This window comes from Caldanaerobacter subterraneus subsp. tengcongensis MB4, from assembly GCF_000007085.1.
GTDB classification, from domain to species: Bacteria; Bacillota; Thermoanaerobacteria; order Thermoanaerobacterales; family Thermoanaerobacteraceae; genus Thermoanaerobacter; species Thermoanaerobacter subterraneus.
Map to the genome: position 1 here is coordinate 2039246 of NC_003869.1, position 20409 is coordinate 2059654.

Consider the following 20409-nt stretch of genomic DNA (forward strand, 5'->3'; position numbering starts at 1 on the left):
GTCACCGCCCCTCTGCTCCTTCTACCTACGGTAGGTGAGCTTAATTCTTTACACGGGCAGGCAGGATTTGAACCTGCTTTGCTGCGCAACTGCGTGCCTGCCGGCTGGGTTCACCCTAGACAGCCCCTAGGTAACGCCTCTTATCTGACACGCAGTATCTGGCTGTTCCCACCATGCTGCTGCTCGATAAAAAAAACTGCACTGTTTATTTCAGTGCTTCTTCTTCTACTTTAGAATTCCATTTTTCGGATTCTATTTCATTTGCATAATCTCTAAATTGAGGAAGAATAATGTTATGTACATTGTAAGTTCTAGGCAAGTCTGCTGGCTTATGTGAAGGGTCAATGTATTTAAGTTTTTCGTCTACTTCTATATATTGACTCAGTGAAAGCTCTACTAATTGTGCAGTAGATATTCTTCGTTTTTTTGAAATCATCTGAGCATGTATCCTTTGCTGCTCTATCATGCCCCACCAGAGCCTTTCTTCCTCTTCTTGCTCTTTTCTTTCTAGTTCTCTTTTGTGTTTGATATATTCACGTTTTTTTTCTTTACGTTTTAAGTCATTTTCCGCTTTGCGCCTTTCTTTTTCTATTTCGTATTCAGGAAATTCTTTTAAAATTTTTGAGATCATTTGTTTACTAACATTTTCTTCTTTTGCTATTTCTATGATAGTTTTCTTTTCTATTATATACATGTGATAAATTTTATTTTTATCACACATTCTATACCTTCCCCTTTGTTATGCTTGGTTGACTTTTTGGGTACGGATTTTTGGACACACGTATCCTATATAAGGGTATATGCCCTTTTTCAAAAGGTTTGTTATAAAACTTTTCTTTCTTCTGCAACTTTTTTGAGCCATTCTTTGAGAAGTTCTCTGTTGATTAGAAATTTTGTTCCAACTCTAAAAGCAGGGAAGCCTGATTCATTGTTATGTGCCAGTTCCAGTATTTTATCTCTGCCAATTCCAGTGTATCTAGCTGCTTCTTCGATTGTGAGGGTAAGTTTATATTCATAAGTTGCTTCTCTGATTGCATCTCTAATAATCTCTTTAAGTTGCTCAAGTATATTTTCTTTAACATTCTTTTCTTTTAATTTTTCTGAAGGCACATGAAATACCCCCTTGGTATTACTATTTTTAATTATTGACTTTTTTAGTTGAGTTTTGCTCAATATTATTTTCAAAAAAAATTTCATTTACATTTACACCTAATATTTTGCTTATTTCCATTGCTTTATCAATAGTGATTGATACACGCCCATTCTCTAAATACCAATATCCACTTCTATCCTTATATCCAAGAGCTTTTGCCATTTGCTCTTGGGTTAAACCCCTCGCTTTTCTGAGAATTTTTAATTTTTCAACCCCCATGTATGTTCACCTCTTTGGTTGAATATATCTCTACTACATCTTTATTATAATAGAGAAATATTAAACTGTCAATATTTTTTTACGTTAAAAAGTTGATTTTTATTAAACGATATTTACATATTTCGAATGGAGGGTTATAATTAAAAATAGTTGAAATATATTCAACATATTAATTGAGGAGGAATAAACGTGAGTACATTAGGAGAAAGAATAAAACAATTAAGGTTAGAACATGGGATGACACAAGAGGAATTTGGTAAATTATTTGGTGTAACAAAATATTCTATCTCTTTATACGAAAGCAATAAAACATCACCCAGTGATGAAATAAAAAAAAAGATTGCCGAATACTTTAATGTCTCCATGGATTGGTTAATGGGACTAACTGATGTACGCAAACCATTTATCCCTGAAAACTACAAAGAAAAGTATAAAATTACAAAAAGAGATATGCTTCAATACGAAAATTTTATTCAGCATGTCAACGCTTTTTTTATGGATGACAAAGTTGCAGAGGAAGACAAGGAAAAACTTTTTAGAGATATATCTGAACTTTTCTGGAAAGCCAAAGAAATAAATAAAGAAAAATATGGAAGAAAAAAGAAGAAAGAAAAAACTGATTAGAGAGGTGCTTCACATGCAGGAGGAGAGGTACATTAGAAAGATTTACAAAAAAGTGAAGCACCTTGTAAAAGAACATGAAACAAGAGATCCTCAGAAAATTGCAGAATATTTAGGAATTCATGTAGTATACAAAAGTTATTCTCTATATACAAAAGGTTATTTTATAAAAACCCTGCGCAATAAATTTATTATTGTTAATGATGAGCTGGATGAAAACGAAAAGAAAATCGTCCTGGCACATGAGCTGGGACATGCCGTGCTTCATTCTGCTAAGCCTATTTCTTTCATCAGAGAGTATACACTTTTCCCAGTTGGAACGTATGAAGAAGAAGCAAATATATTTGCTGCGGAATTATTGATTGATGATAGTGATATAGAAGAGTTAAAGTATCTTTCAGTATCCCACATTGCTGCTGTTCTGGGTGTTAGTGAAGGACTTGTAAAATATAAACTTTTAAAGTTTTTATAAAAAAATTTTACGCAGGAGGAGATGTTATGGCTAAGAAGACGAATTATGTTAAAAACGGAAAAGAGTATTACCGTGTAACAGTTACTATTGGGAGAGATGAAAATGGAAAGCTAATACGTAAAGAATTTTATGGAAAAACAAAAAAGGAAGCTGAAGCAAAGAAAGAAGAATATTTAAACGGAATAAGAAACGGATTGAATGTTGATTTTCAAGATGTTACTTTGGGAGATTTAATGCATACATGGCTTTTTGAAGTAGTGAGAATGTCAAGAAAGCCTGCTACGTTTGTGAAATATGAAGGACATTATAGAAATTACATAAAAAATAGTGAACTATATGGAATGAAAATCAGTATCATAAAGTCGATACAAATACAGAGGTATTACAACAAGCTATATCAGCAAGGGAAAAGCAGTAAAACAATAAAAGCTTTGAACAATTTTTTGAAGACGTTTTTTAATTATGCAGTAGATGAAGGATATTTAGCTAAAAATCCATGCACAGGGAAGAAAATAGTTATACCCGGTACTCCAGAAGAAAAAATTGAAACAGAAATTGAAACTTTTTCTGATGAGGAAATAAAGAAAATTAAAGAAGCATTAAAAGGGCATCGTCTGAAGGCACTGTTTTTGCTGGCTTTTGGAACAGGTCTAAGGCAGGGAGAATTGTTGGGATTGAAATGGACAGATATTGACTTTGAAAAAAAGGAATTAAGGGTTCAGCGTATGATTAAACAAGTTACTATTATTGATGAAAAAGGAAATAGAAAATATAAAACTATTGAACAAATACCAAAAACAAAAAACAGCATAAGGACAGTTCCAATTCCATCATCACTTATACCAATGCTAAAGGAGCACAGAAATAGGCAAAGGGAAGAAAAATTAAAGGCAGGCTCAGTCTACCTCAATGATGTTGAAAAAGGATATGTGTTTACAACAGAATTGGGCAATACTATAGATGCAAGTAACCTTTTAAAGACATATAAAAAAATTTTAAATAGAGCAGGAGTACCTTATAGAAAATTTCATGCCATACGACACACGTATGCAACAAAACTATTTGAAAGGGGCGTACCACTCAAAACAGTATCAGAATTATTAGGGCACTCCAACATCTCTATCACAGCAAATATTTATACTCATGTAATACCTAAACAAAAAACTAACGCAGTAGAAACACTAAATGACCTTTTTATTTAGAAAAACAGCTTTTTAAAGGCTTTGTTTTATTCCCACACTTTTCCCACAAAAGTTTTAGAAAGTTATAGAATGTTTTAGTACGTTAAAGTACAAAAAAGCAGTATTTATGCGAGTTACGGGGCAATATAGGGAATTATAAATTACTTGGAAATGACATACATATTCCAAGGTATCTTATCTATAAGGCGATTCCTGTAAATAGAATCTGCTCCCATAAATATATACCTCAAATTGTCAACATGAGGAATGTTCACTTCAATCCATATTCTATTTCTCTCTATAAAAGGTTTTGACGCTATCACGTTTGTCAGGGAATTCTCTGCTCTCTTGTACTCGTACAGTTCCCCATTTACTACCCCTAAATCTATCCTCTTTATGTCACCTGGGTCCTTGTAAAACAGCCTCATTTCAATATGGTATATCACTTTTTTAGAAATTGGCTTTGCCGATTCTAAACCAACGTACAGCTTGTTGTCATGGTAAAAAGCTGCAAGTTTAGTCAAAGCAGCACTCCTGTAAATTTCTTCGTTTAACATACCCCCCGTATACACTTTAAGAAGGGTATGAGGCAGATCAGCATCTCTCAAATCAGGCTTTGAAGACACAACTGGTATACTTATCACAGGCTTGGTAGCAAACAACTCAGTCTTTCTGACAAATCCCATCAAAAATGGCTCCATAACTTCTGTCTGGGTTCTATACTGTTTTATTGCAGCCTGTTTCATATTCACTTCTTTAGGAGTAAGCTCAAAAGCCTGCCATTCTGTGTTGCTGTTTTTCATGTCTACTGGAGGCAACATAGGCCTATTTTTTTCTGCCATCCAAGGAACAGGCCATTGAGGGTGGTGAACTAAAAACATGTGTTCTCTGACATTTAAATTCATAGCAGTAATTGTATATCTTACAAAATTGCTCACTGCCCAGTGGTCAGGATGAATGTCATCCGCAAGAGGGTAGTATATATCAGTAGGCTTAAAATCTTTTATTATCTCGGTAAGCTCATCTACCAATGTCTGACCGGTATAAGGAGCTCTTGGCTTATAAACCGTATCGTAAGGAGCATAGGCCACACGAGTACCGCCACTTACGCGGGGCCTGTTATTATCCCAATATTGGCTCCACAAAAACCTCGTGCTTCCATCCGCAAATCCCAAAAAAATTAAATCTTTTCTGGGAAGCCCGAGAATTCTCATTGCAGCAATGCTTTCCTGCTGGCGAGCCAATCCCAGTTTGTAAAAATCTCTAGGAGTAGGATTCTTTTTTCCGCAAAAAACCATTGCAGCTTTTTTATAGCTTTCACCACTTGTGACAACCACCACTTTTACAGGCCTTTTTAATTCAACCGCTCTTTGGATAACACCTGCCATACCCAGAGTTTCATCGTCCGGATGAGGAACTATAATAAGTATTCTCTGCCCTGGGTCGTCAAAAGTAGGCACGGTAGCTTTTTCTGTGAAATTTGCAATAGCCATTCCCCAGTTCATTATATAGGAAACTCCGATAAGCAAAGCAGTAAATAAAGAAAAATATATAGTTCGCCTTGTAATCATACTCTTTGCCTCCATTCTTGCTTATTATTTTACCATAGATTTATGAACAAATTATTACAGGATAATTAATTTTTAATTAATGAACTCAAATTCTGAAAATCTTTCTCAGTGTGATACAATCATATTGAGAAGAATTTGAGGAGGGGATAAAAATGTTTGTAGATTTTCACTGCGATACCCTGTACAGGCTGGTAGATAAAGGAACTGATTTCTTTGAAAGGACAGAAGAGAGGCATGTAGATTTCCCCAGAATGAAGGAGGGAAAAGTGCATCTTCAAGTTTTTGCAGTGTTTGTAGACCCTAAATTTATGAGAAAGAATGCAGCTACAATGGCTTTAAAACTAATTGATAAAATGCATGAAATAATAGATAAAAGCAGCGAAATTGAATTGGTACTAAGAGGAGAGGATATTGACAGAATAAAAAGCGAAGGAAAAATTGGAGCTTTGCTCTCAATTGAAGGGGGAGAAGCCTTAGAAGGAGAAATCGCTTTACTAAGAATATTTTACAAATTGGGAGTAAGAGCTATCACTTTGACCTGGAGTTTAAGAAATGACTTAGGGGATGGAGTCGAGGGAGTTCCTGATGCTGGGCTCACATCTTTTGGAAAGCAAGTAGTAAAAGAAATGAACCGGCTTGGTATGATAGTAGACGTATCCCATCTCAATGAAAAAGGCTTTTGGGATGTTATAGAAATAAGCGAAAAACCAGTAATAGCTTCCCATTCAAACGCTAAAGCTTTGTGCTCCCACAGGAGAAATCTGACAGATGAGCAGATAAAAGCAATCGCTCAAAAGGGAGGAGTAATTGGTATAAATTTCGCTCCTCAATTTTTAAAAGATGACAAAAGAGCAACGATAGAAGATGTATTAAATCACATAGATTACATGGTGGACTTAGTTGGAGAAGACTACGTAGGATTTGGATCTGACTTTGATGGCATAAGTTCCACACCAGAGGGGTTAGAAGATATATCAAAATTCCCGAAAATTGTAGAAGGGCTTATAAAAAGAGGATATACACAGGAACAAATTGATAAAATCACTCACAAAAATTTTGAAAACCTCATAAAAAAGATTTTATAAAACAAAAAGTGCCCCGATCACCGGGGCTTTATATGTTAAAGGGGGAGTCATTGGTTTAACCAAGTATACATTATACATAGGTTTTTTAAAAAAAGCAAGACCTTATCAAAATATTTTAAGAGGGATAGGGGGTTTTAGGGAGCTCGTCTAGATATATTATACCCAGTTTTCACTGATTTTAAATTAAAAGAGTGTTAAATTTTTATTAACTTTGTGTAAAAAATAAATTGTTGTATAATAGAGGTAGAAACACAAAAATGAGGGGGTAAAACAATGGATATTGAAATAATAAGAAAAACAGACCCAGAAATCGCAGAAGTCATATTAAAAGAACTCAACAGACAGAGAAACAAAATAGAGCTTATAGCCTCTGAAAACTTTGTGAGCAGGGCCGTAATGGAAGCAATGGGTACCCCTCTCACAAATAAATACGCAGAAGGGTATCCCGGAAGGCGTTATTACGGTGGCTGTGAATATGTAGATATGGCAGAGGAACTTGCAAGGGAAAGGCTTAAAAAGCTTTTCGGAGCGGAACACGCAAATGTGCAGCCTCACTCGGGAGCTCAGGCAAATATGGCAGCTTATTTTGCACTTCTAAAACCTGGAGATACTGTACTAGGAATGGATTTAGCTCACGGCGGACATTTAACCCATGGAAGCAAAGTCAATTTTTCTGGGCAAATATATAACTTTGTATCCTATGGCGTAAGAGAAGATACAGGATACATAGACTATGACCAAGTAGAAGACCTAGCAAAAAAGCATAAACCAAAACTAATTGTAGCTGGCGCTAGTGCTTATCCAAGAATAATTGACTTTAAGAAATTTAGAGAAATTGCAGACAAGGTAGGAGCATATCTGATGGTAGACATGGCTCACATTGCCGGGCTTGTCGCAGCAGGTTTACACCCAAATCCTGTTCCTTATGCAGACGTAGTGACAACTACTACTCATAAGACTTTAAGAGGACCTAGAGGAGGAGCTATACTCTGTAAACAAGAACACGCAAAAGCCATCGACAAAGCCCTTTTCCCTGGAACACAAGGTGGACCCTTAATGCATATTATAGCAGCAAAAGCTGTATGTTTTAAAGAAGCCCTTTCAGATGAGTTTAAAGAATATCAAAAAAGGATTGTAGAAAACGCAAAAGCTTTAGCAAATGCATTAATGGAAAGAGGAATAAATTTGGTATCCGGCGGTACTGACAACCACTTAATGCTATTAGATTTGCGAAACACAGGAATAACAGGAAAGGAATTGGAAACTAGATTAGATGAAGTAAACATAACTTGCAATAAAAACGCTATACCTTTTGATCCATTAGGACCAAATGTAACCTCTGGCGTAAGATTAGGTACACCTGCAGTTACCACCAGAGGAATGAAACCGGAAGACATGGTAGAAATAGCAGATATAATAGCTAATATGATAAAAGATGAAAATTACAAAGAAAAAGCGAAAGAAAGGGTAGCAAAACTACTTGAAAAATACCCTCTCTACCCAGACCTCTTATAACCCCAGACAAGGGGACGGTTCTTCCGTCCGGTTTCTCACAAAAAAATCGGACAAAGAAACCGTCCCCTTGTCCGGTTAAAAGAGCCTCCTTCTTGGTAAGAATCAGTGTGAGGCTCTTTGCTTTTTGTGTTTCAAAATAAACCAACCACTCACTAAAGCTTTTAATAGAGACATTCTATAAAAATTTTACACCCTCAATATGCATAATTGCTCTTGACATAATGAAAAAATAAAGTTAGCATATTACTTGATAACTGTTAATAAATTAACAATATGAGGAGGATTTAAGATGAGTGAATTCAAGTTTGAAAAGCTTCTAGAACCAATTCAAATTGGGTCAATGAAACTAAGAAATAGGATTATTATGCCTCCTATGGTTACAAATTACGCTGCTGAGGATGGTGCCGTCACCGAACGTTTTAAAGCTTATCACCAAACCAGAGCAAAAGGTGGAGTAGGCTTAATTATTGTTGAAGCAACATACATTCATCCAGGTGGTAAAGGCTTTCAAAACCAACTTGGTATTTACAAAGATGAATTAATATCTGGTTTGAAAGAATTAACAGAGGCAGTTCATAAGTATGGAGCGAAAATTGCTGTGCAACTTTATCATGCCGGTAGGCAAACAACTTTGAAAGTTACTGGAATGCAAGTAGTTGCTCCGTCACCTATTCCTTGCCCAGTTAAGCAAGAAAAGCCCAAAGAATTATCAGTAGACGAAATAAAAGAGTTAATAGAAGCATTTGGACAAGCTGCGAGACGTGCTAAAGAAGCAGGGTTTGATGCTGTCGAAATCCATGGTGCTCACGGTTATTTAATTAATCAATTCTTATCACCATATAGCAATAAGCGAACCGATGAATACGGTGGAAGTTTTGAAAACAGAATGAGATTCCCATTGGAAGTTGTCAGGAGAGTAAGAGAAGAAGTTGGGCCAGATTTTCCTATTATATATCGCATGAGTGCTGAAGAGTATGTTCCTGGAGGACTTACGATTGAAGATACTAAGATATTTGCTCAAAAGTTAGTAGAAGAAGGAATCGATGCTTTGCATATTTCGGGTGGAGTATATGAATCTTCAGCAATGATTATCCAGCCTGCAGCTATACCTCAGGGTTGTTTTGTAGAAAACGCAGCTGCTATAAAGAAAGCAATTAATAGCAAAGTACCTGTAATTGTTGTTGGTCGAATCAAAGATCCTATTATGGCAGAGCAAATCATCCGTGAGGGCAAAGCTGATCTAGTATCAATGGGAAGAGCCCTACTAGCAGACCCAGAATTGCCCAGGAAAGTTTCTGAGGGCAAGATTGAAGAAATAAGAAAATGCATTGGGTGTAATCAGGGTTGTATTGATCGTCTGTTCCAAGATATTGATATTGGTTGCATAGCCAATGCATTAACTGGACATGAAACAGAATTTGACATGGAAAGCCTAGCAAAGACAAGAAAGAAAGTATTTATAATCGGTGGTGGCCCTGGCGGGTTAGAAGCAGCTAGAGTAGCAGCTTTGCGTGGCCATGAAGTAATTCTTTATGAAAAGCAACCAGAATTAGGTGGACAAATGCGAATTGCTGCTGTACCGCCTCATAAAGGGGAAATAAATGATCTGGCTGATTACCTCATCAATCAAGTAGAAAAATCTGGTATTACGATTGTAAAAGGCAAAGAAGCAGATTTAAACACAATTCATGAAATTAAACCCGATGTGGTTATATTAGCAACAGGGTCTGAACCAATAATTCCTGAAATTCCTGGAATCAATCAAAAAAATGTTGTTACGGCCCATGATGTTTTAAAAGGGACAGTTACTGTTGGTAAAAAAGTAGCTGTCATTGGTGGTGGGTTAGTAGGTTGTGAAACTGCAGAATTCTTGGCTGATCAAGGTAAAGAAGTAACAGTAATAGAGATGTTGGATGATATAGCAATAGATGTTGGAAGTTTGGTAAGAGCTCTATTACTAAATCGTATGGCTGAGAAGAAGATTAAAGTATTGACAAAGAGCAAAGTTAAAGAAATATCAGGAGATAAAGTAACTATAGAAACAGTAAATGGAAACCAAGAATTAAGTGGTATAGACACTATCGTAATAGCAGTTGGGTCTAAACCCAAGAACGATTTATTGAAGTTAATTGAAAAAGAAGGTATACCTGTTTATGCTATTGGGGATTGCGTCAAAGCTAGAAAGTTTATGGACGCTATTCATGAAGGTTTCCGTTATGCTTACAGCTTGTAATTTTAAGTCTTTACAAAAAAGGGGTATCCCAAAATATAGATGGATACCCCTTTTATTATTACTCCAAATTTAATTGTGCTTATAGCTCATTATAATAACCACTTCTTCATTGCCAATAAACGCGTAGACCTTTTTCAAATAGTTACTCTCCACTCCGTACATGGTGACAGACAAAAGGGACGGTTCCTTTTGTCTGATTATTTTTTATATCGCCTTTCAAGTTCATTGTATATGTCATTTAATGTAATATTTTTCTCAACCAAAAGCACCATCAAATGATAAATTAGGTCAGATACTTCATACACTATCTCATCTTTTGAATCATTTTTCGAAGCGATAACCACTTCTGTAGCTTCCTCTCCAACTTTTTTTAATATTTTGTCTATGCCTTTTTCAAAGAGATAGTTTGTATAGGATCCTTCTACAGGGTTTATTTTTCTGCCTTTTATCCTTTCATAAAGCTTATTTAGAATCTCTATGCCATCTTCAGTTTCTTCATCGAAACTTCTATAAAAACAGCTTATATTGCCTGTATGACAGGCAGGGCCTTTTGCTTCTACTTGAATTAAAAGAGCATCTTCATCGCAGTCATAAAATATCTTTTTTACCTTCTGCGTATTCCCTGAGGTTTCCCCCTTGTGCCATATCTTGCCTCTGCTTCTACTAAAAAAATATGTCTCTCCTTTTTCTAATGTAAGCTTCAAACTCTCCTCATTCATATATGCAAGCATTAAAACCTGCTTTGTGTAATAATCTTGCACAATTGCCGGTATAAGACCCTTTTCGTCAAACTTAAGCTCTTTTATGTCAATCATCCTCTACATCCTTTCTCCTACAATCTTACCGGTATACCCTCATCCTTTAAATATCTTTTCAACTCTTTTATATCAAGCTCTCCATAGTGAAATACAGAAGCAGCCAAAGCTGCATCAGCTTTTCCTTGTGTAAACACCTCTTTAAAATGCTCGGGTTTCCCTGCTCCTCCTGATGCTATAACTGGAATACTCACAGCTTCACTTATAAGCCTTGTAAGTTCAATATCATATCCATCCTTTGTCCCGTCTTTATCCATACTTGTTAAAAGTATTTCTCCTGCACCCAAATCTTTCACCTTTTTAGCCCACTCAACAGCATCAAGTCCTGTGTTTATTCTCCCTCCATTTATATACACATTGTAGCCTGTGCCATCTGGTCTCTTTTTAGCGTCAATTGCCACAACAACACACTGGCTCCCAAACCTCAAAGCCGCCTGACGAATAAGTGTTGGCTGTTTTACCGCCTGTGTATTTATAGAAACCTTATCAGCTCCTGCTTTTAAAACTTCTCTTATGTCATCAATATCAGAAATTCCTCCCCCTACAGTCAAAGGGATAAACACCTTTTCTGATGTTCTCTTTACAACATCTATCATAATTTTTCTTTTTTCATAGGAAGCTGTAATATCCAGAAATACAAGCTCATCGGCTCCTAATTCATTGTACCTTTCAGCTATTTCAACAGGGTCTCCAGCATCCTTTAAATTTACAAAATTTATTCCTTTTACTACTCTTCCATCTTTAACATCCAGACATGGTATTATTCTCTTTGCAAGCATTTAAATTCCCTCTCTTTCTAATTCCAGCAATGCAGCTTTTAAGTCTATCATACCAGTGTACAAGGCCTTCCCAATAATAGCACCAGTAACTCCCATATCTTTAAGCCTTTTTAAATCTTCAATTGAAGATATGCCTCCTGAAGCTATTATTTCTACTCCTACCTTTAGCATATCCTTTAAAGCTTCAAAATTTGGCCCATGAAGTGTGCCATCTTTTGAAATATCAGTAAAAATTATTGTCTTTATCCCTATCTCTTTTATCTTCTCAGCCAACTCAGTATCCTTTATTTTAGTCCTTTCAAGCCATCCACTTACAGCAACTTCTCTTTTTTTTGAATCAATTCCCACTATAGTCTTTTCTCCATAATGTGAGACAGAATAAAGAAGAAGGTCTTTATCATATATTGCAGCAGAACCTAAAATAATGTACGATACTCCAATTGAAAAAAGATAATCTAAAGCCTCTTTATTCCTTATTCCTCCACCTACTTCAATATCAACACTACAGCTATTTACAATTTTCTCAATAACTTTTCTATTTACTAAATGTCCTTGCCTTGCCCCATCCAGATCCACTACATGAATTCTCTTTGCACCACACTCTTGCCACATCTTAGCCATATCTGCAGGATTGTCATAATATACTTCTTTTGAATCAAAATTCCCTTTTGTGAGTCTTACACATTTCCCATCCAATATGTCAATTGCAGGTATTACAAGCATTTTATCATCTCTCCAAAATTTTTTAAAATTTTAAGCCCTGTCTCTCCGCTTTTTTCTGGATGAAACTGACAGGAAAAAACATTGTCTTTAATAATGACAGCTGGAATTTCTATCCCATATTCAGTAACTGCGTATTCAAAATCTTTTTCATTGCCATTTACATAATAAGAATGGACAAAATACACATAATCTCCATTTTTTATTCCTTTAAGAAATGGTGTGTCTTTTTTTATGGTCAAACTGTTCCACCCTACATGGGGGATTTTATTTCCTTTAGGAAGTCCTACAACATTGCCTTTAAATATTTTAAGCCCCTCTGTCTTGCCTCCCTCAAAACTTTTCTCAAATAAAAGCTGCATTCCCAAGCATATTCCCAAAAAAGGCTTTCCCTTTTCAATGTGTATTTTTATCTCTTCAGCCATACCTGTTTTGATTAAAACCCTGATGGCATCTGGAAAGGCTCCAACTCCGGGAAGTATCAAGGCCTCAAAATTTTTTATTTCTTTTGCATCACTTGTAATCTTCGCATCGTATCCCACGTATTTTAAAGCTTTTTCAACGCTTCTCAAATTTCCCATTCCATAATCTATAATGCCTATCAAAATTCCACCCCTTTATGTTTACAAAATCCCTTTAGTAGAAGGTATGCCATCTATTCTCTCATCCAATTTAAGTGCCTCATCCAACGCTTTACCCAAAGCTTTAAAAGATGCTTCTATAATGTGATGAGTGTTTACACCATGTAAAAGTTCTACGTGGAGTGTTATACCAAAATTATAAGCAAAAGCCCTAAAAAACTCCTCCACAGTCTCTGTTTCAAAATTCCCAACTCTTTCAGCTTTCAAAGGCAAATCATAATAAAGATAAGGCCTTCCACTTATATCAAGAGAAACTCTAACTAAAGCTTCATCCATAGGCACATAAAAAGTACTAAATCTTTTTATTGACTTTTTATCCCCTGAAGCTTTTAAAAAGGCAGTACCTAAGACTATTCCTACATCCTCTACAGTGTGATGAGTGTCTACTTCCAGATCTCCTTTTGCTATTACTTTTAAATCAAAAAGGCCGTGCTTTGCAAAAAGAGAAAGCATGTGGTCAAAAAAGCCTATTCCCGTCTTTATATCATATGAGCCTTTGCCATCTATATTAAGTTCGACATATATGTCAGTCTCTGCCGTTTTTCTTTTAACTTCCGCTTTCCTCATGACAATATCTCCCTTAAAGCGTTTATTAAATAATCATTGGCATCAGAAGAACTCACAGTTATCCTTAAAGTCCCTTCCAACCCCTTCACATTAGAAAAATTTCTCACCAAAATTCCCCTTTCAACAAGTCTTTTGTGCACATCATTGGCATTTTCAAATTTACAAAGAACAAAATTTGCATGAGAAGGATACACTTTTATCCCATTAATTTTATTTAACTCCTTTACCAGCTTTTCTCTTTCGTTTATAATGTAATTTACCCTCTCCTTTAAAACACCACTTTTTAAAACTTCTAATGCTATTCTCTGTGATAAAGAGTTGAGATTATAAGGAGATTTTACAAGATTTAAATATTTCACTATTTCTCCATTTGAGAGAGCATATCCCACTCTTAATCCTGCAATCCCAAAAGCTTTTGACAATGTTCGCAGCACAATCAAATTTTCAAATCTATCTATATATGGCACAAGAGTTTTTCCATAAAATTCAAAATAAGCTTCATCAACTATTACAATCCCTCTTGCTTTTTCAATTATTCTGATTATATCCTCTTCATCTATTACGCTTCCAGTGGGATTGTTTGGATTGCACAAAAACACCAATTTAGGCTTATATCTTTCAACTGCTTCTGCAAATCTTTCAACATTATAAGTATAGTCCTCATTTAAATTCACAGCTATTTCATTCGCTCCTGCAATTTTACTGTATATGCTGTACATTGCAAAAGATGGGTGAGGGTACAAAACTGTATCCCCTTTATCTACAAAGGCAAGCATTATAAGGTGTATTATTTCATCAGAACCATTTCCTACAAAAATATTTTTAGGAGTGACACTGCAATATCTCGCTAACTCTTCTCTCAATTTTTCTGCCGTAGGGTCTGGATATATATTTACATGGATAGACTTTACAATATCCCCTATATTTTTCATTACCTCTTCAGGAAGTTCAAAAGGGGTCTCGTTTGCATCCATCTTATATTTATAAGGCACATTTTCCACTTCATAATTTTTAAATCCTTTAATTTCTTCCCTCAACAAATTCTCAATCATTGTAAAACCTCACTTTTACAGAATTGGCATGGGCTGTAAGCTCTTCAGCTTCTGCCAAGGTTATGACATCATCTTTTACACTGCTCAAAGCTTCCTTAGAGTAATAAAGTACATTCATCTTTTTGACAAAATCCCTAACTGAAAGAGGAGAGAAAAATCTCGCTGTACCACTTGTAGGAAGAACATGATTTGGACCTGCAAGGTAGTCTCCCAAAGGTTCTGGAGAAAATTCTCCTAAAAATACTGCTCCTGCATTTTTAATTTCGCCTAAAATTTCAAAAGGATTTTCAATGACAAGCTCTAAATGCTCTGGAGCTATTTCATTTGCAATACCAATTGCTTCTTTTAAATTATCTATAACAATTATCGCGCCAAAATTTTTTAAAGACTCTGCAATTATTTCTTTTCGCTCAAGATATTCCATTTGTCTTTCAATTTCTTTTTTTACTTTTTCCGCTAACTCTTTTGAGGTTGTCACTAATATTGAAGAAGCCATTACATCGTGTTCTGCCTGTGAAAGAAGGTCTGCTGCTACATATTTTGGACTTGCTGACTCATCTGCAATTACCAAAATTTCACTAGGTCCTGCCACCATGTCTATGTCTACATAGCCATATAGGGCTCTTTTTGCCATTGCTACATAAATATTTCCTGGACCAACTATTTTGTCCACCTTAGGTATTGATTCTGTGCCAAAAGCCAGTGCTGCAACAGCCTGTGCTCCGCCAATTTTATATATTTCTTTTATTCCAATTTTATCTGCCGCCACAAGCACATAAGGGCTTATCCCCTTTTTTCCAGCAGGAGATACCATTACTATTCTTTCAACGCCTGCCACCTTTGCAGGAATACCATTCATCAAAACTGAAGAAGGATATGAGGCAGTTCCTCCAGGAACATAAATGCCTACAGAGGAAAGAGGCCTTAATACTTGCCCGTAAACTATTCCTTCTTTAAAATCCATCCATGTCTTTTCCTTTTGCTTCTCATGAAACTCCGTAATATTTTTTATGGCCTTATCTAACGCTTTTAAAAAATCCTCTTTCACTTCCTCATAAGCTCTTTTTATTTCTTCCTCTTTTACCTTCACTGTCTCGCTATTGAGATTTATTCCATCATACATATAGGTGTATTCAAATAACGCTTTATCCTTCCTCTCTCTCACATTTTCTATTATGTCTTCAACCCTTTTTGCAATCTCTTTATTCTCCAATTTACTTCTATTCTGTATTTTATTAAAAATCCCTATATCGACTTCCTTAGTAAAATCAAACATTTCTATCATCTCTATCCCCCATTTATAACTTCTCTCAGCTTTAAAATTATATCCTTTATTCTCTCGCTTTTTGTCTTCATGCTTGCCTTGTTAACTATAAGTCTCGCTGTTGAAGGAAAAATCTCCTCTATAACAACAAGGCCATTCTCTCTTAAAGTCCTTCCAGTCTCCACAATATCAACAATCACTTCTGATAATCCTACAATTGGAGCAAGCTCCACAGAGCCATTTAATTTGATTATCTCAACATTTTCACCTTTTTTCTTAAAAAATTCCTCTGCAACGTTTGGAAATTTAGTAGCAACTCTTTTATTTGTGAGAAAGCTGTCTTTAACATTGGGAGGACCAGCTACTACCATTCTGCAAAATCCAAATTTTAAATCTAAAACTTCGTATAAATCCTTTTTTTGCTCCAACAAAATATCCTTTCCACAAACCCCTAAATCTGCTGCACCGTGCTCCACATAAGTTGGAACATCCATAGGTTTTACAAGCATAAACTTTATAGCATTTTTATTATCTTCTAAAATTAACTTCCTCGATATATCTTTTAACACATCATTAGAAATACCTGCTTTTTTAAATAAAACTACTGCATCCTCTGTCATCCTGCCCTTTGGCAAAGCTATTGAAACAATATCCATGTCATTCCCCCACATCTACGACTTCATCAAAACTTTTTAAATCAATATTTTCACACCTCTTAAAAGTGTACATCTCTACGACATTGCCTTCTTTTCTGAGTACATTAGCCTTTTCATAAGCTCTTCTTCTCTCTTCTTCTTTATACCTTACTAGCACTCTGCGGGGTTTTACCCATTCTCCCTTGCTTTGCCTTTGCAAAGCAAGCATAACTCTTTCTACACTTATTGCAAAGCCTGTAGCAGGCAAGTCTTTACCGTAAATCTTAAGGAGCTTGTCATACCTTCCTCCAGTGCATATAGCATAGCCAAGCCCTTTTACAAAACCTCTAAATATAATTCCTGTGTAATAATTTAGATTTTGCACCATCCCCAAATCAAAACTTATATATTCCTTCATACCAAAGTCCTCAAGTATCTTATACACTCTATCAAGATACTCAAGCACTCCCTCCGTCTCTTTAAAATTTTCTTTTTTTAACTTTTCTAAAATCTCCTCCCCACCGAATAAAAGAGGAAGTTCCCTTAGAAGTTTAGCCTCTTCTCTTTTTATTTCTTTTTGTTTTATGAAATCTTCTATAGCAGATTGGTTTTTTTGCTCTAAAAGTTCTCTCAATAGATTTACATCTTCATTTCCTAGATTTAAATTTCTTACAATACTTCCAAATACTTCAGCATGTCCTATATCAATTTTAAAATCCTTTAAGCCTGTACTTTTTAATGCCTCTATAGAAAGAGCTATAACCTCCGCATCTGATTCTTCGTGATTTGTACCTATAAGCTCTACTCCTGCCTGTGTAAATTCTCTCATTTTACCTACTTGTGTGTCCTCATACCTATACACATTAGCTACATAGCATAACTTAAGTGGGTATCTGCCTTCCAACTTTGTAGAAACAATTCTGGCTATTTGAGCAGTTACATCAGGCCTTAAAGCTAAAATATTCCCCTTTTTATCAAAAAACCTGTACATGCTGTTTTCATCAAATAAATGAGAAAAATTTTCGCTGTACTCAAAAGTGGGAGGCATTATCTCTTTATAGCCAAAACTTTTGAAAACCTCTCTAAATTTGTCCTCTATATTTCTCTTGAATTCATATTCTTCAGGAAGGAAGTCCTGCACTCCATCCGGCAAATATATCATTTAAATCCCTCACATCGCTATGTCTTTGTAACGTGATAAAGTAATGAATTGTATCTCTTTTATTGTATATTAATTTTATATGTATGTCAAGAAGAGACAAAGAATGGGAGAAAAGTACTTCATATTGTGGTATAATGTATTTACACAATGCAAAGAGGCGTTTCTTATGAGGGAAGCTACAGAACTTTTGAGATATTCATTAGAAGATGAATTAAAGAGAATAGTAAATATAATCATTGAGAAGTGCAACCCAGAAAAAATAATACTTTTTGGCTCAATGGCCAGTGGAACTGCCAAAGAGTGGAGTGATATTGACCTAGTTGTAATAATGGAAACAGATTTGAGATTTGTGGATAGAGCTTTGTATAGTGCTTTTGTCGGTTATTTGCCTGGTGGCAGGGAGTTATCTCCCCGCCTCTTATTTTTTATTTAATAAGTTTATCCAAATTGTTTTTTATGCTGTTTATATCCTTCAAACTTACATACTGTCCAATACTTTTTCCATCAATTAATACATACTCGTTATTTTCATCTTTTTTTGCAAAACTTATCCTCTCTACTTTATCTTTCCCATATACATCAAAGGCAAAAGGCCGATCAGCAGAAACGACGTTTTTCCCCTCGTCCAGTCCATTGATTTGCAGTAACACTATGCTATCTAAAAGATTGTCCATTTCTTCTTGTTTAAGAGTTTTCCCATCAAGCTGCCAATTGCCCTTCTCATCTTTTTTAAATTGAAATTCCTTACCGTTTTCATAAAAAACTAATTTTTTTATTTCATTTTTAGGCACAGTTACAACAAATTTCTCCATGTACTTGTACAAATAGTTATTGGTTAGAAAGAAATTTTCTATAGAAGAAGCATTTACCCTGTATATTTCATTGCTCTTATCTGTCCTAATGTAATACCCTTCCATATAGTTCTCTTTGACTGGGGACTTATTCCCTATCATAAGGGAATAAGTGTATCCATTCTTTAATCTTCCTTCTACAACATAGGAAGGTTTTTCAAGTCCATAGGTAAACAAATCACCTTCCAATTTTCTGTCAAAAGTGAGAGAAGTCAAATTGTCTAAAAGCTCATCTACATAAATACTGTCAGCCTTGTAACTGACAGGACTTGTTATATACCAGTCATTTCCTTCTTTTTGAAAGGAAATTAAAGCCTTACCCTGTTTTTCTATCTTCAAAGAAGCTACATCTTCTTTTTTAAAAGTAAAAATTTTATTATCTTCCTTGACAGGCTTGCTTGTTTTTAACTCGTAAAAATAGTACCCTCCAAGAAGGACTAATATGAGCAACAATATGACAGTAGTTTTAAAAATTTTCATGCTGTTTTCCTCCTATACCACATGTATCCTCCCACTATCCACACTGCCAATGGGATGATGACAACTGTAGTATAAAAGAGCATAACTGCCTGTTTTCCTGTCAAAAAAATCTGATTGAACTCCAAAGATTTAGGTCTTATGGAAATCTGAGTAGTCTTATTAGCCAGCCAGTTAGCGGTATTCATAAGAAAATCCCTGTCAGCCTCCAATGTTATTATTTTGTCCGTAAACATCATGCTGCTGCCAACAAGTACCATTTTCATACCTGTCTTTGAATCAGATACCGCAACAGCCAAACTTAAAGGCCCTTTAATGTCTCCATTTTCAAACTTCATTGTCTTTGAACTAAAATTCGTCTTGCCCCAGGCTTTGTCACTAGTTGACAGCAATTGTTCAATTTTAATATTCTCAGCTGGCTTTTCCGCATAAGATATACTCCTTGCCATTGGCATTACTACATATAAATTTGAAAGGTCTAGTTTGTTCGTAATTGTGTGAAATTTATACTGCGGAACTGGTGACAATGGATCCATAAAATAATTTCTAGCAGGGTCTACAACTGCGTCATTGTCAAATTTCACACCCCAGGTAGATAAAAGTTCATTTACAGATTTTTCTGTTAAAGGACCGTATTCTGCTCCCATTGCAATGATTGCTTTGCCACCTTTTTCAAAATAAGCTTTTAGAGCCTGCATTTCTTTATCGGAAAAATCTCTGCGCGGGTTTACAATGACAAGCAAAGCTGTATCCTCCGGTATACCTCCTGCCTGTCCTATATTGAGGTCTTCCACATTGTATCCTTCTCCCTTTAAAGCATTTTTAAAGGTGACCAAGTAGTCAATACTATTTAATTCATCGTGCCCTTGAAGAATATAAGCTTTTAGCTTTTTTGTCTGAGTCACATCAATAATAGCCTGAGTAAACTGCTGCTCTCCATTAAATGTGGCAGTATTAGGTTCATTTCCAAATCCGAAAATATCATAGGAATTCACTACCTGCCTTTTTTCAGAAGGTCCACTCCCAGAGATAAAAAGGACTGTATCGTAATCGGTGATGCCGTATTTTTGCGCAATTGCTGGTTCTTTGTCAGGGTCTACGAAGTGAACACTTATCTCCTTAGACACGCTTCTATACTGGTCGAGCAAATTTTTGACCATCTCCTTTGAATCGGTTCCATCTTTGAAAAAAGCGTAAACCGTGACATCGGTTTTAAGATTTCTAAGCACTTGTTTTGTCTGATCCGAAAGGGTGTACTGCTTATTTTTGGTTAAATCCCATTTTACAGGTTTTTGTGCCACTATCACATTTGCAAGTATCAAAATAGCCAATAGAATAGCTGTCATTAAAAATGCATTTGTCCCATACTTCAGCCTAGTACTGTTCACCTTAATAC

General features: G+C 35.6%; 22 protein-coding genes. 7 read left to right on the forward strand and 15 right to left on the reverse strand.

The window, feature by feature from the left end; all coding sequences use genetic code 11:
* Positions 1 to 205: 205 nt before the first annotated feature.
* The 3 genes from TTE_RS10130 to TTE_RS10140 form a co-directional block, all read right to left on the reverse strand.
* The gene (locus tag TTE_RS10130) at positions 206 to 721 is read right to left on the reverse strand and encodes a hypothetical protein (protein ID WP_011026225.1); all 516 of its coding nucleotides are present in this window, start codon (positions 719 to 721) and stop codon (positions 206 to 208) included.
* 101 nt (positions 722 to 822) lie between these two features.
* Positions 823 to 1110, reverse strand: a complete 288-nt coding sequence (locus tag TTE_RS10135; RefSeq protein WP_011026226.1) for an excisionase — start codon at positions 1108 to 1110, stop codon at positions 823 to 825.
* A gap of 28 nt (positions 1111 to 1138) precedes the next feature.
* Complete coding sequence (locus TTE_RS10140; RefSeq protein WP_011026227.1) at positions 1139 to 1372, reverse strand: helix-turn-helix transcriptional regulator; 234 nt, start codon at positions 1370 to 1372, stop codon at positions 1139 to 1141.
* 189 nt (positions 1373 to 1561) lie between these two features.
* Between TTE_RS10140 and TTE_RS10145 the strand changes: the two genes are divergently transcribed.
* From TTE_RS10145 to TTE_RS10155, 3 genes are read left to right on the forward strand one after another with little or no spacing between them, the layout of a single operon-like run.
* Complete coding sequence (locus TTE_RS10145) at positions 1562 to 1996, forward strand: helix-turn-helix domain-containing protein (RefSeq protein WP_011026228.1); 435 nt, start codon at positions 1562 to 1564, stop codon at positions 1994 to 1996.
* Positions 1997 to 2009: 13 nt separating this feature from the next.
* Complete coding sequence (locus TTE_RS10150; RefSeq protein ID WP_011026229.1) at positions 2010 to 2465, forward strand: ImmA/IrrE family metallo-endopeptidase; 456 nt, start codon at positions 2010 to 2012, stop codon at positions 2463 to 2465.
* 26 nt (positions 2466 to 2491) lie between these two features.
* Entirely contained in the window at positions 2492 to 3667 is a 1176-nt protein-coding gene (locus tag TTE_RS10155; RefSeq protein WP_011026230.1) for a tyrosine-type recombinase/integrase, read from the forward strand.
* Between the two features lie 140 nt (positions 3668 to 3807).
* On the opposite strand, the gene TTE_RS10160 is transcribed toward TTE_RS10155, so the two are convergent.
* Entirely contained in the window at positions 3808 to 5217 is a 1410-nt protein-coding gene (locus tag TTE_RS10160; RefSeq protein WP_011026231.1) for a PIG-L deacetylase family protein, read from the reverse strand.
* A gap of 152 nt (positions 5218 to 5369) precedes the next feature.
* Here TTE_RS10160 and TTE_RS10165 point away from each other — a divergent pair, with 152 nt between their 5' ends.
* The 3 genes from TTE_RS10165 to TTE_RS10175 all read left to right on the forward strand — a co-directional run bounded on the left by TTE_RS10165 (position 5370) and on the right by TTE_RS10175 (position 10050).
* On the forward strand, positions 5370 to 6302 hold the full coding sequence (locus tag TTE_RS10165; RefSeq protein ID WP_009610763.1) for a dipeptidase: 933 nt from the start codon (positions 5370 to 5372) through the stop codon (positions 6300 to 6302).
* A gap of 273 nt (positions 6303 to 6575) precedes the next feature.
* Positions 6576 to 7817: a serine hydroxymethyltransferase gene (glyA, locus tag TTE_RS10170; RefSeq protein ID WP_009610753.1), complete on the forward strand. Its 1242-nt coding sequence runs from the start codon at positions 6576 to 6578 to the stop codon at positions 7815 to 7817.
* 289 nt (positions 7818 to 8106) lie between these two features.
* On the forward strand, positions 8107 to 10050 hold the full coding sequence (locus TTE_RS10175; protein ID WP_011026232.1) for an FAD-dependent oxidoreductase: 1944 nt from the start codon (positions 8107 to 8109) through the stop codon (positions 10048 to 10050).
* A gap of 197 nt (positions 10051 to 10247) precedes the next feature.
* On the opposite strand, the gene hisIE is transcribed toward TTE_RS10175, so the two are convergent.
* Genes hisIE through hisZ form a run of 9 tightly spaced genes read right to left on the reverse strand, consistent with a single transcriptional unit; the run spans position 10248 to position 17685 of the window.
* Entirely contained in the window at positions 10248 to 10865 is a 618-nt protein-coding gene (gene hisIE, locus TTE_RS10180) for a bifunctional phosphoribosyl-AMP cyclohydrolase/phosphoribosyl-ATP diphosphatase HisIE (protein WP_011026233.1), read from the reverse strand.
* Between the two features lie 17 nt (positions 10866 to 10882).
* A complete protein-coding gene (hisF, locus tag TTE_RS10185) occupies positions 10883 to 11644 on the reverse strand; it encodes an imidazole glycerol phosphate synthase subunit HisF (protein ID WP_011026234.1) in 762 nt (253 codons plus the stop codon).
* The gene (hisA, locus tag TTE_RS10190; RefSeq protein ID WP_011026235.1) at positions 11645 to 12367 is read right to left on the reverse strand and encodes a 1-(5-phosphoribosyl)-5-[(5-phosphoribosylamino)methylideneamino]imidazole-4-carboxamide isomerase; all 723 of its coding nucleotides are present in this window, start codon (positions 12365 to 12367) and stop codon (positions 11645 to 11647) included.
* Entirely contained in the window at positions 12358 to 12969 is a 612-nt protein-coding gene (gene hisH / locus TTE_RS10195) for an imidazole glycerol phosphate synthase subunit HisH (RefSeq protein WP_009610410.1), read from the reverse strand. The genes hisA and hisH overlap by 10 nt, the downstream gene beginning before the upstream one ends.
* 18 nt (positions 12970 to 12987) lie before the next feature.
* Positions 12988 to 13572 carry an imidazoleglycerol-phosphate dehydratase HisB gene (gene hisB, locus TTE_RS10200; RefSeq protein WP_009610409.1) on the reverse strand — a complete coding sequence of 195 codons (585 nt, stop codon included), beginning with the start codon at positions 13570 to 13572 and terminating at the stop codon, positions 12988 to 12990.
* Positions 13569 to 14624 carry a histidinol-phosphate transaminase gene (hisC, locus tag TTE_RS10205; RefSeq protein ID WP_009610408.1) on the reverse strand — a complete coding sequence of 352 codons (1056 nt, stop codon included), beginning with the start codon at positions 14622 to 14624 and terminating at the stop codon, positions 13569 to 13571. The genes hisB and hisC overlap by 4 nt, the downstream gene beginning before the upstream one ends.
* Positions 14617 to 15909: a histidinol dehydrogenase gene (gene hisD / locus TTE_RS10210; RefSeq protein ID WP_009610407.1), complete on the reverse strand. Its 1293-nt coding sequence runs from the start codon at positions 15907 to 15909 to the stop codon at positions 14617 to 14619. Before hisD ends, hisC begins: the two co-directional genes overlap by 8 nt.
* A 2-nt stretch (positions 15910 to 15911) precedes the next feature.
* The gene (hisG, locus tag TTE_RS10215; protein WP_009610411.1) at positions 15912 to 16544 is read right to left on the reverse strand and encodes an ATP phosphoribosyltransferase; all 633 of its coding nucleotides are present in this window, start codon (positions 16542 to 16544) and stop codon (positions 15912 to 15914) included.
* A 1-nt stretch (position 16545) separates the two neighbouring features.
* A complete protein-coding gene (gene hisZ / locus TTE_RS10220) occupies positions 16546 to 17685 on the reverse strand; it encodes an ATP phosphoribosyltransferase regulatory subunit (protein ID WP_009610404.1) in 1140 nt (379 codons plus the stop codon).
* A gap of 166 nt (positions 17686 to 17851) precedes the next feature.
* On the opposite strand from hisZ, the gene TTE_RS10225 reads away from it, so the two are divergent.
* Positions 17852 to 18118 (forward strand): nucleotidyltransferase domain-containing protein, encoded by a 267-nt coding sequence (locus TTE_RS10225; RefSeq protein WP_043883999.1) that lies wholly within the window; start codon positions 17852 to 17854, stop codon positions 18116 to 18118.
* Here TTE_RS10225 and TTE_RS10230 read toward each other — a convergent pair.
* Both TTE_RS10230 and TTE_RS10235 read right to left on the reverse strand, forming a co-directional pair.
* On the reverse strand, positions 18111 to 19016 hold the full coding sequence (locus TTE_RS10230; RefSeq protein WP_011026237.1) for a DUF4340 domain-containing protein: 906 nt from the start codon (positions 19014 to 19016) through the stop codon (positions 18111 to 18113). The genes TTE_RS10225 and TTE_RS10230 overlap by 8 nt on opposite strands.
* The gene (locus TTE_RS10235; protein ID WP_011026238.1) at positions 19013 to 20401 is read right to left on the reverse strand and encodes a GldG family protein; all 1389 of its coding nucleotides are present in this window, start codon (positions 20399 to 20401) and stop codon (positions 19013 to 19015) included. Before TTE_RS10235 ends, TTE_RS10230 begins: the two co-directional genes overlap by 4 nt.
* Between the last annotated feature and the right edge of the window lie 8 nt (positions 20402 to 20409).

What these genes read in the sequence shown, in the direction of transcription:
- TTE_RS10130 (WP_011026225.1), bottom strand. Translation starts at nt 721, where the DNA reads ATGTGTGATAAAAATAAAATTTATCACATGTATATAATAGAAAAGAAA.
- TTE_RS10140 (WP_011026227.1), bottom strand. Translation starts at nt 1,372, where the DNA reads ATGGGGGTTGAAAAATTAAAAATTCTCAGAAAAGCGAGGGGTTTAACC.
- TTE_RS10150 (WP_011026229.1), top strand. Translation starts at nt 2,010, where the DNA reads ATGCAGGAGGAGAGGTACATTAGAAAGATTTACAAAAAAGTGAAGCAC.
- TTE_RS10155 (WP_011026230.1), top strand. Translation starts at nt 2,492, where the DNA reads ATGGCTAAGAAGACGAATTATGTTAAAAACGGAAAAGAGTATTACCGT.
- TTE_RS10160 (WP_011026231.1), bottom strand. Translation starts at nt 5,217, where the DNA reads ATGATTACAAGGCGAACTATATATTTTTCTTTATTTACTGCTTTGCTT.
- TTE_RS10165 (WP_009610763.1), top strand. Translation starts at nt 5,370, where the DNA reads ATGTTTGTAGATTTTCACTGCGATACCCTGTACAGGCTGGTAGATAAA.
- glyA (WP_009610753.1), top strand. Translation starts at nt 6,576, where the DNA reads ATGGATATTGAAATAATAAGAAAAACAGACCCAGAAATCGCAGAAGTC.
- TTE_RS10175 (WP_011026232.1), top strand. Translation starts at nt 8,107, where the DNA reads ATGAGTGAATTCAAGTTTGAAAAGCTTCTAGAACCAATTCAAATTGGG.
- hisIE (WP_011026233.1), bottom strand. Translation starts at nt 10,865, where the DNA reads ATGATTGACATAAAAGAGCTTAAGTTTGACGAAAAGGGTCTTATACCG.
- hisF (WP_011026234.1), bottom strand. Translation starts at nt 11,644, where the DNA reads ATGCTTGCAAAGAGAATAATACCATGTCTGGATGTTAAAGATGGAAGA.
- hisA (WP_011026235.1), bottom strand. Translation starts at nt 12,367, where the DNA reads ATGCTTGTAATACCTGCAATTGACATATTGGATGGGAAATGTGTAAGA.
- hisB (WP_009610409.1), bottom strand. Translation starts at nt 13,572, where the DNA reads ATGAGGAAAGCGGAAGTTAAAAGAAAAACGGCAGAGACTGACATATAT.
- hisC (WP_009610408.1), bottom strand. Translation starts at nt 14,624, where the DNA reads ATGATTGAGAATTTGTTGAGGGAAGAAATTAAAGGATTTAAAAATTAT.
- hisD (WP_009610407.1), bottom strand. Translation starts at nt 15,909, where the DNA reads ATGATAGAAATGTTTGATTTTACTAAGGAAGTCGATATAGGGATTTTT.
- hisG (WP_009610411.1), bottom strand. Translation starts at nt 16,544, where the DNA reads ATGGATATTGTTTCAATAGCTTTGCCAAAGGGCAGGATGACAGAGGAT.
- hisZ (WP_009610404.1), bottom strand. Translation starts at nt 17,685, where the DNA reads ATGATATATTTGCCGGATGGAGTGCAGGACTTCCTTCCTGAAGAATAT.
- TTE_RS10225 (WP_043883999.1), top strand. Translation starts at nt 17,852, where the DNA reads ATGAGGGAAGCTACAGAACTTTTGAGATATTCATTAGAAGATGAATTA.
- TTE_RS10230 (WP_011026237.1), bottom strand. Translation starts at nt 19,016, where the DNA reads ATGAAAATTTTTAAAACTACTGTCATATTGTTGCTCATATTAGTCCTT.